A 12,358-nucleotide genomic window follows, 5' to 3' on the forward strand; every position below is an offset into this window, starting at 1 on the left:
ACAATTGTGATGCCCGCGCCCGATCAGCATATCCTTGCCCGTCGCGACGCCATTCATCAGGCGCTGGCGGCGGTTCTGCCCGCGGATGGGCTGATCACCGCGCCCGACGAATTGCGGGCCTATGAATGCGATGCGCTGACCGCCTATCGCTGTGCGCCGCTGGCCGTGGTCCTGCCGCGCAGCACCGAAGAGGTCGCCGCCGCGATGCGCGTCTGCCACCAGATGGGCGTCAAGGTGGTGCCACGCGGGGCGGGCACCTCGCTCGCCGGGGGCGCCCTGCCCACGGCGGATAGTGTGGTGATCGGTACGATGCGGCTGCGCGACGTGCTGGAGCTGGATCTGGAAAGCCGTTTCATCCGGGTGCAATGCGGCGTGACCAATCTTTCGGTCTCGGCCGAACTTGAACCACATGGGTTTTTCTACGCCCCTGACCCCTCTTCCCAGCTGGCCTGCACCATTGCCGGCAATATCGGCATGAATTCCGGCGGCGCGCATTGCCTGAAATACGGCGTGACGACCAATAACCTGATGGCCGCAAAGGTGGTGCTGGTCACCGGCGAGGTGGTGGAATTCGGCGGGCCGGAACCGGGCGCGGCGGGGCTGGATATGCTCGGTCTGTTTTGCGGCTCGGAAGGGCAGCTTGGCATTGTGACCGAAGCGATCCTGCGCATCCTGCCCCGGCCCGAAGGTGCACGCCCGGTGCTGATCGGGTTCGGTGATGCAGTGACGGCGGGGGAATGCGTGGCGCGGATCATCCGCTCGGGCGTGCTGCCGGTGGCGATCGAATATATGGACGAGCCATGCCTGCGCGCGGTCGAGGCCTTTGCCAGAGCGGGCTATCCCGAATGCCCCGCTGTGCTGATCGTCGAGGTTGAGGGCGCAGCGGAAGAGATCGACCATCAGATCGCCGCCATCCGCGAGATCGCGGGCGCGCTGAACCCGGTCGAGTTCCGCGAAAGTCGCAGCGAGGCTGAGGCGGTTGCGATCTGGAAGGGGCGTAAATCCGCCTTTGGTGCCATGGGACGGCTGGGGGATTACCTCTGCCTTGACGGTACGGTTCCGGTCTCGAAACTGCCCGCGACACTGAAGCGGATCGGCGAACTCTCTGCGCAATACGGGCTGGAAGTGGCCAATGTCTTCCATGCCGGTGATGGCAATATGCACCCGCTGATCCTTTTCAACGCCAATAAGCCCGGCGATCTGGAAAAGGCCGAGGCCTTCGGCGCCGATATCCTGCGCGCCTGTGTCGAGGCCGGCGGTTGCCTGACCGGAGAGCATGGCGTTGGCATCGAAAAGCGTGATCTGATGGGCGCGCAATACGGGCCGGATGATCTTGCGATCCAGATGGAGATCAAAAGCCTTTTTGACCCGGACTGGCTTCTGAACCCGGCCAAGGTCTATCCGCTGGAGGCCAGCGCCCCGTTCCGGGCCGGAAAAGGCGGTGCAGCATGATCCGGCATATACCCCGCTCTGAGGCGGAGCTTTCGGCGCTGATTGCCCGGCAGCATCAGATGGCCGCGCCGCTGGTGATCGAGGGCGGCGGCAGTTCCGGCATATCCGCCGGGATCGGCGGGGAAATCCTGTCGACCACTGGCCTGAGCGGCGTGGTGGAATATCAGCCGGGCGAGCTGACGCTGATCGCACAGGCGGGAACGCCGCTTGCCGAGATCGAGGCCCTCCTGTCGCAATCGGATCAGTGCCTTGCGTTCGAGCCGCCTGATCTGCGCCATGTGCTGGGGACCATGGCGGCAGAGCCGACCATTGGCGGTGTGGTGGCGGTGAATTCTTCGGGTCCGCGCCGTCTGCTCTCGGGGGCCTGCCGCGACCATATTCTGGGCATAAGGATGGTGGATGGCCGGGGGCGCATTTTGCGCAATGGCGGCCGGGTGATGAAGAATGTCACCGGGCTGGATCTGTCGCGCCTTCTGGCCGGATCTCATGGCACGCTCGCGGTCCTGACCGAGGTCGCGATCCGCACCCTGCCTCGCGCGCCGGTGTCATTGACCCTTGCGGTGTCGGATCTGGCCCCGACGGCAGCGCAGGCGCTTATTGCGAAAGCCCTCGCAACACCCTGGGAGGTTTCCGCGGCGGTCTTCCATCGCGGCAGGGTCTGTCTGCGTCTTGAAGGGCCAGGCCCCCAGGTCGCCTTGCGCCGGGCGAAACTGCTGCACCTGCTCGGATGCGAGGTCGAGGAACTTGAGGGAGACGCCAGCCGCACCCTCTGGCGCGGCTTTCGGGATCTGGAGATGTTTGCGGACCACACCCTGCCGCTGTGGCGGCTGCAGGTCCGGGCACGGGATGGCGTGGCGATTGCGCAGCGGCTCGCGGAGCACGGCGAGGTGCTGACCGACTGGGGCGGCGGCCTGATCTGGTATCAGGGTGCGGCGGATGCTGCGCTGATCCGCAGCCTTGCGCCCTCCGCCAGGCTGATCCGGCGCGCCGGCCTTACCAGCGCGCGCTTTCCGACCGAGGCGGAGGGCCTCAGCCGTCTCTCGGCAGGGCTGCGCCAGGTCTTTGATCCGGCGGGCATTTTCAATCAGGGCCTGATGGGCGGGTCCATGGGGGCGGCAGATGCAGACTGAATTTTCCGCCGCACAATTGCAGGATCCCGGCACCGCCCGCGCCAATGAGATCCTGCGCTCCTGCGTCCATTGCGGTTTTTGCACCGCGACCTGCCCGACCTATAAGGTGCTGGGCGATGAACTCGACAGCCCGCGTGGACGGATCTATCTGATCAAGGATATGCTGGAAAACGAGCGCAAGCCGGATGCGACGGTGGTGCGCCATATCGACCGCTGCCTGTCCTGCCTGTCCTGCATGACGACCTGCCCGTCTGGGGTGCATTACATGCATCTGGTCGATCATGCCCGCGCCTATATCGAAAAGACCTATCGCCGCCCGCTGTCGGACCGCCTCCTGCGCGGTGTTCTGGCCAGGGTGCTGCCCTATCCGGGCCGCTTTCGTCTGGCGCTGCTGGCGGCGAAGATCGCCCGCCCCTTCCGCCGTCTGATGCCGGATGCGCGGCTGCGGGCGATGCTGGAGATGGCGCCGAAGCGGATTGCCGGGCCTGCCCGCGACGATGACCCGCAAAGCCATATGCCCGAGGGGGCGCGCCGCAAACGGGTGGCGCTGCTGACGGGCTGCGCGCAAAAGGCGCTGAACCCGGCAATCAACGCGGCGACGATCCGGCTGTTGCGCCGTCATGGCTGTGAGGTCGTGATCCCGAAAGGGATCGGCTGCTGCGGCGCGCTGCCCCATCACGTGGGCCGCGAGGCGCAAAGCCATGCCCTGGCCGCGGCCAATATCCGCGCCGTGATCCGCGAGCTGGACGGTGAAGGGCTGGATGCGGTGGTGATCAACACCTCCGGCTGTGGCACCACGGTCAGGGATTACGGCCATATGTTCGCAGAGACCCCGCTTGCGCAGGACGCCGCGCGGGTGGCGGCGCTGGCCCGCGATATCACCGAGGTGATGACGGACCTGGGCCTTGCCTCAGCCGGCCATGCCGCGCCGCTGCGCGTGGGCTATCACGCCGCCTGTTCCCTGCAACATGGCCAACAGATCCGCAATGCGCCGAAGGATCTTCTGCGGGCGGCGGGGTTCACGGTGCTGGAGCCGAAAGACAGCCATATCTGCTGCGGCTCGGCCGGCACCTATAACCTGATGCAGCCGGAGATCTCGGGCCAGCTGCAGGCGATGAAGGTCGACAATCTGGAGGCGATCCGGCCCGATATCATCAGCGCCGGTAATATCGGCTGCATGATGCAGATCGGGGCGGGCACCAGGGTTCCGGTCGTCCATACGGTTGAACTGCTCGACTGGGCGACCGGCGGGCCAAAGCCACCGGCACTGGCGGCGGGTGACGTGGCAAATGGGTAAAGGGTCAGGTTGCCGGGTCCAGATCGGCCTGTGATCCGGCCTCTGGTGACCCCGCCTCCGGCCCATAGGCCCCCGCGCCCGCGACGCCGCCAAGTGCTGCGGTCATCTCGCGCGCAACTGCGAGCACCTGAAGCCCGATCCGCACCGTTTCGCGGCTGGCCATCCGTTGCGCCAGCGCCGAGACCGAGATCGCGCCCAGAGGCTCGCCCAGAGGGGACCAGACGACGGCTGCGATACAGCGCAGCCCGGGGGTGAATTCCTCATTGTCCAGCGCGAAGCCGACACGACGGATGCGGCGGATCTCATCCATGACTTCGGTGGTGCTGCGCAGGCTGTGGCTGGTCATCGGGCGCAGACCGTGGCTGGCGATCAGGGCTTCGATCGCCGGATCCGGCCAGGTGGCGACAATGGCCTTGCCCATGCCGGAATTCATCACCGGCGTGCGGCCCCCGGGTGGCGCGATGGCGCGGATGATCTCGCGGCTTTCGACCTGGGCCACGGTGATCACCTCGCCCTCGGCCAGGATGCCCAGATTGGCGGTCTCACGGGTCAGATCACGCAGGCGGCGCAGATAGGGGCCGGCGGCGGCGATAAAGCTTTGCCAGCGGGTGAAGGCCAGCCCGGTGGTGAACGCGCGCTGGCCGATCAGCCAGTGCTGGCCCTGAGGTTCAAGTCGCACGAAATCGCGCTCTTCCAGCGTGGTCAGCAGGCGATGTGTGGTTGAAGCGGCCAGTCCTGCCTCGCGCGCGAGATCGGAAAGGCGCAGCCCTGCGGGCGCTTTTGACAACAGTTCCAGCAGGAAAAGCGCGCGGTCAACTGCCTGAACCATCCCCGATCCTTTCCATTTTCACGTATCATTTTCCACATCGTGGAAAACTTCAACCCAAAGATGGCCAGTATGTCCCCCTGGCGGCATGGTGAGCGCAACCCTTTCTTGTACCGGAGTCATCGAGATGACCGCTCCCTTCACCCGCGCCGGGCTGCAGATCGCAACGCCCCTGCTTGAGTTTGTCGAGACCCGCCTTTTGCCAGGCCTGCCGCTGACGGCCGAAGCTTTCTGGCAGGGCTATGCCGGGCTTTTGCGTGATTTTATGCCCGAAAACCGCAGGCTTCTCGCGCGGAGAGAGGAACTTCAGCGTCAGATTGACGACTGGCTTCAGGCCCGGCGTGTGGCCGGGCAGACCTGGGATCAATCCGCCTGGATGGGTTTCCTGCGCGAGATCGGCTATCTCCTGCCGGAAGGCGATGATTTCACCATCGAAACCGCGCCCTGCGACCCCGAGATCAGCGAGATCGCCGCGCCGCAGCTGGTGGTTCCGGTGATGAATGCCCGCTTTGCCCTGAACGCGGCCAATGCGCGTTGGGGCAGCCTTTACGACGCGCTTTATGGCACGGATGCGCTGCCGGGCACCGCCACCGGCACGGGGTTTGACAGCGCGCGGGGGGCGCAGGCAGTGGCCTGGGCGGCGGCTTTCCTCGATCAGGCGCTGCCGCTGGCACAAGGCAGCCATGCCGATGTCAAAGGCTGGCGGGTCGTGGATGGCAGGGTGCTGGCGGAGTTGGAAACCGGCGAAACCCCGCTCGCCGATCCCGCCGCCTGGGCCGGAAAGGGCGCGGCAGGCGACTCGCTGCTCTTCCGCCATAACGGATTGCATATCGAGCTGGTTTTCGACCGCACCCACCCGGTCGGCGCGGCCAGCCCCTCGGGGTTGCGCGATGTGGTGCTGGAGGCGGCCCTGACCGCGATCCAGGATTGCGAGGATTCCGTCGCCGCGGTCGATGCAGATGATAAGGTCGCGGCCTATGCCAATTGGCTGGGGCTGATGAAGGGCGATCTGCAGGAAACATTCGTGAAAGCGGGGCGTAAGGTTAACCGGCGTCTGGCCGCAGACCGCGCCTTCACCGGGCCTGATGGCAAAGCCTTCACCCTGCCGGGGCGCGCCTTGCTGCTTTGCCGAAATGTCGGTCATCTGATGACCACCGACGCGGTTTTGCTGGATGGCGAAGAGACGCCCGAAGGGCTGATGGATGCGATGGTGACCGTGACCGCCGCGCTGCATGATCTGCAAAAGACCGACGGGCTGCGCAATTCACGCAGCGGTTCGGTCTATGTGGTCAAACCCAAGATGCATGGCGCTGAAGAGGCCGCTTTCGCCAATCGCTGCTACGGGCGGGTGGAAGAGATTCTCGGACTTGCGCCCGGTACCGTGAAGCTGGGCCTGATGGATGAAGAGCGCCGCACTTCGGCCAATCTGCGCGAGGCGATGCGGGCGCTGAAAGACCGGCTGGTCTTTATCAATACCGGCTTCCTTGACCGCACGGGTGACGAGATCCACACGCTGATGCAGGCCGGGCCGGTGTTGCCCAAAGCGCAGATCCGCGACGCCGCCTGGCTTTCGGCTTATGAGGACGGCAATGTCGATGCGGGGCTTGCGACCGGTCTCGACGGGCGCGGCCAGATCGGGAAAGGCATGTGGGCGAAACCCGATGACATGGCAGAGATGCTTGCAGCCAAGATCGGCCATCCGCAGGCCGGGGCCAGCACGGCCTGGGTGCCTTCGCCGGTTGCGGCGGTGCTGCATGCGACGCATTACCACCGGGTTGATGTGGCCGCGCGCCAGGCCGGGCTGGCCACTCGCCCCCGCGCCAGCCTTGAGGTGCTGATGACCCCGCCGCTGATGGAAGGATGCAATCTCACGGCGGCAGAGATCGCGCGTGAGGTCGATCTGAATTGCCAGTCGATCCTTGGCTATGTGGTTCGATGGGTTGATCAGGGGATCGGCTGTTCCAAAGTGCCCGATATCGACGATATCGGGCTGATGGAAGATCGCGCCACATTGCGGATTTCAGCGCAGTTTCTGGCGAACTGGATGCTGCATGGTCTGGTTTCCGGGGCTGCGATCGACGAAAGCCTGCAGCGTATGGCGCTGCGCGTTGACCGCCAGAATGCGGATGATCCAGCCTACCGCCCGATGGCCCCGCATTATGACGGCACCGCTTTCCTCGCCGCCCGGGCCCTGATCCTTGAGGGGCAGTCGCAGCCATCAGGCTATACTGAACCCCTGCTCCATGCCGCGCGTCGCAGGGTGAAAGGCAGCCCGACCTCATGACCTCTCTCAAAGGCCCCGAATTGCCGGGGCCTTTCCTTTTTGCCCCTTATAGGCTCAGGCCCACGGCTTTCATCACAAAGCGAAATCCGTAAGCGACCAGGCCCAGGGCCAGGACGCTGGCGAGCCAGATCGTCACCAGCCAGCCGATCCGTTTCAGCCAGGACCCGGATGCGTTTGACTGCCGCGCGATCACCATGCGTTTCATCAGTGATACCCATCCCCCACCCGCACCTTGCCGCGAAAGACGTAATAGGCCCAGGCAGTATAGGCGAGGATCACGGGGATGATCAGCAGCGCGCCCACCAGCGCGAAGCCCATGCTCTGATCCGGGGCCGCCGCTTCGCGAAGCGTGATCGCGGGCGGGATGATATAGGGGAACATGCTGATCCCAAGGCCGGTATAGCCGAGGAACAAAAGAAACAGTGTCAGGATGAAGGGCGAAAGCCCCGGATCCCCTGTCTGCAATGACCGCAAGAGCAGGAAGGCTGTCAGCGCCACCAGCACCGGCACCGGCGCAAAGAAGAAGAGGTTCGGCAGGCTGAACCAGCGCTCTGCGACCGCCTGATGCGCAAGCGGCGTCCAGAGGCTGACGACCACGATCACCGCCAGCAAAGCCAGCATCAAAGGCCGCGCAAGGCTGACGAGACGGTCATGCAGCGGCCCCTCGGTCTTTACGATCAGCCAGGTTGCCCCCAGAAGCGCATAGGCGACCAGGAGCCCCAGCCCGGTGAAGATTGCAAAGGGCGAAACCCAGTCCATCGCGCTGCCGGTATAGCGCGTCCCCTCCATCTGAAAGCCGTTCAGGAAAGCGCCCAGCGACACCCCCTGGAAAAAGGTCGCCGTGACAGAGCCGAGCATGAAGGCCTTATCCCAGAACGGCTTGTGATGCTCATCTGCCTTGAAGCGGAATTCGAACGCCACGCCCCGCCAGATCAGCCCCAGAAGCATCAGCGCCAGCGGAATATAGAGCGCGGTCAGTATGATCGCATAGGCCAGCGGGAAGGCCGCCATCAGCCCTGCGCCGCCAAGGACCAGCCAGGTCTCATTGCCATCCCAGACGGGCGCGACGGTATTGACCATGACATCGCGGTCATCGCGCCCCCTGATGAACGGAAACAGGATGCCGATGCCCAGATCGAACCCGTCCATGATGACATACATCATCAGGCCAAAGGCGATGATACAGGCCCAGACGATGGGAAGATCGATGCCCATGGGTCAGTGCTCCTTGCTGAGATCGGGGGCGGCAGAGAGCGGCCGCGCCGGGCTCTGGCCGGGGTCGTCATTGTCGGTTGCGGGGTCGTCTTCGCCCGCTTCCGGCCCTTTGCCGACAAGTTTCAGCATATAGCTGGTGCCAAAGCCAAAGACGAAGAAATAGGCGATGATAAAGATCACCAGCGTCACGCTCATGGTCAGCGCCGAATGGTCCGAGACCGCGTCACTGGTACGCATCACGCCATAGATCACCCAGGGCTGGCGGCCGATTTCGGTGGTGTACCAGCCTGCCAGAATGGCGATCAGCCCGGTCGGCCCCATCAGAAGCGCGAATCGCTGGAACCAGCGCCCCTCATAAAGCGTGCCACGCCAGCGCCGCCAGGCGGCCCAGAGGCCAAGCGTGATCATCAGCATCCCAAGGCCCACCATGATGCGGAAGGTCCAGAACACCACGGCGACCGGAGGGCGGTCTTCGGGGGCGAATTCCTTCAGGCCGGGGAATTGTCCGTCAAGGCTATGGGTCAGGATCAGGCTGGAAAGATTGGGGATCGCGATCTCGAAATGGTTCTTTTCGGCCGCCTGATCAGGCCAGGCAAAAAGGATCAGCGGCACACCTTTGCCGGGTTCGTTCTCCCAATGCCCCTCCATCGCGGCGATTTTCGCGGGCTGGTGTTTCAGCGTGTTCAGCCCGTGCTGATCGCCGATCACCGCCTGCAGCGGCGCCACGATCAGCAGCATCCACATCGCCATAGACAGCATCTTGCGCACGCGCGGATTGTCATTGCCCTTAAGCAGATGCCAGGCCCCGCTTGCGCCGACAAACAGCGCGGTGGCAAGGAAAGCCGCCGTCACCATATGGGCCAGCCGGTATGGGAAGGAGGGGTTGAAGATCACCTCGAACCAGTTGACCGGCACCACCACGCCATTCACGATCTCGAACCCCTGCGGTGTCTGCATCCAGCTGTTCGATGCCAGAATCCAGGTGGCCGAAATCAGCGTGCCGATTGCCACCATCACGGTGGCAAAGAAATGCAGCCCCGGCCCGACCCGGTGCCAGCCAAACAGCATGACGCCCAGAAACCCCGCCTCAAGGAAGAAAGCGGTCAGCACCTCATAGGCCAGCAAAGGCCCGGTGATTGACCCGGCAAAGGAGGAAAAATAGCTCCAGTTCGTGCCGAACTGATAGGCCATCACCAGACCCGAGACGACGCCCATCGCAAAATTCACCGCGAAGATCTTTGACCAGAAATGGTAAAGATCGCGGTAAACGGCGGTCTTCTTCCACAGCCACAACCCTTCCAGCACCGCCAGATAGCTGGCAAGGCCGATGGTTATGGCCGGAAAGATGATATGGAAGGAAATGGTGAACCCGAACTGGATACGGGCCAGCTCAAGTGCGGTCAGTCCGAACATCTGGCATGCCCTCCGGGAAAGCAGCTCGCTCTGTGGTCGCGGCAGCGAAACCGCCGCCAAAGGATAACACCGATTGCAGTCTTGTCGTCACGATAACCGAAAAAAGCACTCCGGCGGCCAGAAATGCAGGGGGCATCTTGCCGCATGTGATCCGGATGCTGAAAGAGCAATGCGGCCATCGCCAACGCTTCGACAGCATCCGGCATGCAAAATGCGCCATCGGGGACTGGACCGGGTGAGGCACAGGGACCCGTTTCTCCAGGGCAATATCGCTGAACAGCGACCTGCTTGCCTCGTCTGTGGCCTACATCGTCACCCCCCCCCCGCCACGGACTTGCAAGGGGGATGCATGTTGCAGATGCCCCGGCGATACCCGACCAAGCCAGCGCTCTGTCATGATATAAGGGCCAGGAAATCTGGCCCCCGATGACACCGCATATATAAGCTGCCTGGCAGGGTCCCGGCATTGGAGACAGGGCATCGCGGTGCCAGACGGCTGCGACAACTACGGCCGTCAGACGGCAGGCCCGTTCGCAGATGGGTCAGTCAGCCGGATGGCGTCCTGATCCGTGTGACGCCGCGCGAGTTCATGCGCGCGCGCGCTGTCGCCGGAACAAATCGCTGCCAACAGCGGTTCATGCAGGTCGACAATCGTCTGAGGTTCTTCATAAAACCCATCCGCCAGCAGTAGAAACAGCAGCGCGGGGCCTTCCAGCCGCTTATACATGTCCTGCAGCAGCTTGCTTTGCGCAATCTCGACCACAGTACGGTGAAAGCGCAGGTCCAGTTCCAGCAGGTGCCGACGCTGGCGATTGTTGGACGCGCGTCGCATTTCCTCGACAACTTCCGCCAGACGGGCCCGGCCGGCATCGGTGATCCGCTCGGTCGCGAGCTGCGCCGCAGCCGATTCAAGAATATCGCGCATCAAAGAAATATCGCGAATGTCTTCCTCGGAGACCGCGATGACAAAATTGCCGCGCCGCGGCCGGTGCTCGACCAGTCCGTCAGCCTGAAGATATTTCAGGGCCCCCCGGATCGTGCCCTGGCTGACGCCGAATTTCTGGGCAAGCTCCATTTCGACAAGCCGGTCGCCAGGCTGCCATTCCCCGTCGAGAATGCCCTCCTGGATTGCCGATGCAATCTCGGTTTCGAGGCTGGGGCGGACATGGGCTGCGTCTCGGGAATGCCGCACGGATCTGTCCTTCGCAATCAACTCTGCCCTTCGATAGCCAGCTTGGCGACCAGTGTCATCATCTGGATACCGCCATCTCGGCGTAATTTTTGGGCAGTTTTCGTGGCGTGCACGAAATTTTCCCTACCCGTTGCCATTATTATTGATAATCATTAATCGGTCACATCAGGGTGAAGCCCTGATAAGGAGAGACTGATGAGCGGCGTGTTTTCCAGAGATTTTGCGGTTTCCACTCCGCTGGTCGAGCGGGCAGAGGGTGTCTGGATTCACGGGGCTGATGGCCGGCGCTATCTTGACGGCATGGGCAGCGCCGGGGTGATCGGCATCGGTCACGGCCGCACAGAGATCTATCAGGCGCTGGCGGAGGAAGGCTCGAAGGTGAGCTATGTCTATACCGCCTCTTTCACGCATCCCTGGCAGGAGGCGCTTTCGGCTTCGGTCCTTTCGGTCGCGCCCGAAGGCATGTCAGGTGTCTATTTCGTTTCGGGCGGATCCGAGGCGAATGAGACCGCGCTGAAGCTTGCCCGCCAGTATCACGTCGCGCGCGGCGAGACCGGTCGCCACAAGATGCTCGCCCGCTGGCAAAGCTATCACGGCGTTACCATCGCCACGCTGTCCCTGTCGGGGCGGACCTCGTGGCGCGCACCTTACGACCCCTATATGTTGCCGGTCGTTCATGTCAGCCCGCCCTATAATTACCGCTGCAACATCTGCGGCGAAGGGGGCGACTGCACCGATCACTGCATCGAGGAACTGGAGCGCACGATCCTGATGGAGGGGCCGGAGACCATCTCCTGCTTCTTTGCCGAAACTATCATCGGCACCACCGCGTCAGGGGTTACGCCGGGTCCGGATTACTACCGCCGGGTCCGCGAAATCTGTGACCGCTACGGCATCCTTTTCATCTGTGATGAGGTGCTGATGGGGTATGGCCGCACCGGCCGTGCCTTTGCGATCCAGGACTGGGATGTGCTCCCCGATATGATCACCTGCGGCAAAGCGATCGGCTCGGGCTATGCGCCGCTTGGGGCGGTGATCGTTTCGGAAAAGATCACGGGGTTCTTCCGCGAGGGCAAACGCCGCTTTGTCCATGGTTTCACCTATTCCGGTCATGCGATGTCATGCTTCGTTGGCCAGAAAGTGTTCGAGATCATGCAGCGTGAAGACCTTTTCAACCGCCCGGCCAGCATCGGCGCCTATATGCATCAGCGCCTTGACGCGCTGCAGCAGCGCCATGAGGTGATCGGCGATCTGCGCGGGCGCGGGCTTTATGCCGGGCTTGAATTCGTGGCGGACCGTGCCAGCCGTGAACCTTTCCCGGAAAGCACCGGCTTTACCGGTCGTCTGGTCGGCATGATGCGCGAACGCGGCGTCATCGTCGGCGGCGGGGTTCCGGGCGCGAATTTCGGCAAGGGCGGCGACCATATCCAGATCAGCCCGCCCTTCACCATCAGCGAAGGTGAGATCGACACTCTGGTCGATACGCTGGACGAGGTTCTGACCAGCCTTTCGCGTGATGCGCGCGGGCCGGCCGCGAAATAAGACTGCG

Annotated in this window: 10 protein-coding genes; 5 read left to right on the plus strand and 5 right to left on the minus strand. The window is 63.5% G+C overall.

Annotation, left to right across the window (positions count from 1 at the left end; all coding sequences use genetic code 11):
• The first annotated feature begins 3 nt into the window (after positions 1 to 3).
• Genes BLW25_RS23080 through glcF form a run of 3 tightly spaced genes read left to right on the plus strand, consistent with a single transcriptional unit; the run spans position 4 to position 3,879 of the window.
• Entirely contained in the window at positions 4 to 1,452 is a 1,449-nt protein-coding gene (locus BLW25_RS23080) for an FAD-binding oxidoreductase (RefSeq protein ID WP_216279517.1), read from the plus strand.
• On the plus strand, positions 1,449 to 2,582 hold the full coding sequence (locus BLW25_RS23085) for an FAD-binding protein (protein WP_092904588.1): 1,134 nt from the start codon (positions 1,449 to 1,451) through the stop codon (positions 2,580 to 2,582). Before BLW25_RS23080 ends, BLW25_RS23085 begins: the two co-directional genes overlap by 4 nt.
• Complete coding sequence (gene glcF, locus BLW25_RS23090) at positions 2,572 to 3,879, plus strand: glycolate oxidase subunit GlcF (protein ID WP_092904590.1); 1,308 nt, start codon at positions 2,572 to 2,574, stop codon at positions 3,877 to 3,879. The genes BLW25_RS23085 and glcF overlap by 11 nt, the downstream gene beginning before the upstream one ends.
• Before the next feature lie 4 nt (positions 3,880 to 3,883).
• On the opposite strand, the gene BLW25_RS23095 is transcribed toward glcF, so the two are convergent.
• Complete coding sequence (locus tag BLW25_RS23095) at positions 3,884 to 4,708, minus strand: IclR family transcriptional regulator (protein ID WP_092904592.1); 825 nt, start codon at positions 4,706 to 4,708, stop codon at positions 3,884 to 3,886.
• Positions 4,709 to 4,832: 124 nt separating this feature from the next.
• Here BLW25_RS23095 and BLW25_RS23100 point away from each other — a divergent pair, with 124 nt between their 5' ends.
• The gene (locus BLW25_RS23100) at positions 4,833 to 6,989 is read left to right on the plus strand and encodes a malate synthase G (RefSeq protein ID WP_092904594.1); all 2,157 of its coding nucleotides are present in this window, start codon (positions 4,833 to 4,835) and stop codon (positions 6,987 to 6,989) included.
• A gap of 46 nt (positions 6,990 to 7,035) precedes the next feature.
• Here the strand turns inward: BLW25_RS23100 and BLW25_RS23105 are convergent, their stop codons facing one another.
• The 4 genes from BLW25_RS23105 to BLW25_RS23125 all read right to left on the minus strand — a co-directional run bounded on the left by BLW25_RS23105 (position 7,036) and on the right by BLW25_RS23125 (position 10,809).
• The gene (locus BLW25_RS23105; RefSeq protein WP_216279505.1) at positions 7,036 to 7,194 is read right to left on the minus strand and encodes a DUF2474 domain-containing protein; all 159 of its coding nucleotides are present in this window, start codon (positions 7,192 to 7,194) and stop codon (positions 7,036 to 7,038) included.
• The gene (gene cydB, locus BLW25_RS23110; RefSeq protein WP_092904596.1) at positions 7,194 to 8,204 is read right to left on the minus strand and encodes a cytochrome d ubiquinol oxidase subunit II; all 1,011 of its coding nucleotides are present in this window, start codon (positions 8,202 to 8,204) and stop codon (positions 7,194 to 7,196) included. Before cydB ends, BLW25_RS23105 begins: the two co-directional genes overlap by 1 nt.
• Positions 8,205 to 8,207: 3 nt before the next feature.
• Positions 8,208 to 9,617 (minus strand): cytochrome ubiquinol oxidase subunit I, encoded by a 1,410-nt coding sequence (locus BLW25_RS23115; RefSeq protein ID WP_092904598.1) that lies wholly within the window; start codon positions 9,615 to 9,617, stop codon positions 8,208 to 8,210.
• A 514-nt stretch (positions 9,618 to 10,131) separates the two neighbouring features.
• Positions 10,132 to 10,809, minus strand: coding sequence for a GntR family transcriptional regulator (locus tag BLW25_RS23125; RefSeq protein ID WP_143040601.1), 678 nt, complete (start codon positions 10,807 to 10,809; stop codon positions 10,132 to 10,134).
• 195 nt (positions 10,810 to 11,004) lie between these two features.
• Here BLW25_RS23125 and BLW25_RS23130 point away from each other — a divergent pair, with 195 nt between their 5' ends.
• On the plus strand, positions 11,005 to 12,351 hold the full coding sequence (locus BLW25_RS23130; protein ID WP_092904604.1) for an aminotransferase family protein: 1,347 nt from the start codon (positions 11,005 to 11,007) through the stop codon (positions 12,349 to 12,351).
• The last annotated feature ends 7 nt before the right edge of the window (positions 12,352 to 12,358 follow it).

It is taken from the genome of Rhodobacter sp. 24-YEA-8 (assembly GCF_900105075.1).
GTDB lineage: Bacteria > Pseudomonadota > Alphaproteobacteria > Rhodobacterales > Rhodobacteraceae > Pseudogemmobacter.

Coding starts and splice junctions, on each gene's coding strand:
- BLW25_RS23085 (WP_092904588.1), top strand. CDS start 1,449: ATGATCCGGCATATACCCCGCTCTGAGGCGGAGCTTTCGGCGCTGATT.
- glcF (WP_092904590.1), top strand. CDS start 2,572: ATGCAGACTGAATTTTCCGCCGCACAATTGCAGGATCCCGGCACCGCC.
- BLW25_RS23095 (WP_092904592.1), bottom strand. CDS start 4,708: ATGGTTCAGGCAGTTGACCGCGCGCTTTTCCTGCTGGAACTGTTGTCA.
- BLW25_RS23100 (WP_092904594.1), top strand. CDS start 4,833: ATGACCGCTCCCTTCACCCGCGCCGGGCTGCAGATCGCAACGCCCCTG.
- BLW25_RS23105 (WP_216279505.1), bottom strand. CDS start 7,194: ATGAAACGCATGGTGATCGCGCGGCAGTCAAACGCATCCGGGTCCTGG.
- cydB (WP_092904596.1), bottom strand. CDS start 8,204: ATGGGCATCGATCTTCCCATCGTCTGGGCCTGTATCATCGCCTTTGGC.
- BLW25_RS23115 (WP_092904598.1), bottom strand. CDS start 9,617: ATGTTCGGACTGACCGCACTTGAGCTGGCCCGTATCCAGTTCGGGTTC.
- BLW25_RS23130 (WP_092904604.1), top strand. CDS start 11,005: ATGAGCGGCGTGTTTTCCAGAGATTTTGCGGTTTCCACTCCGCTGGTC.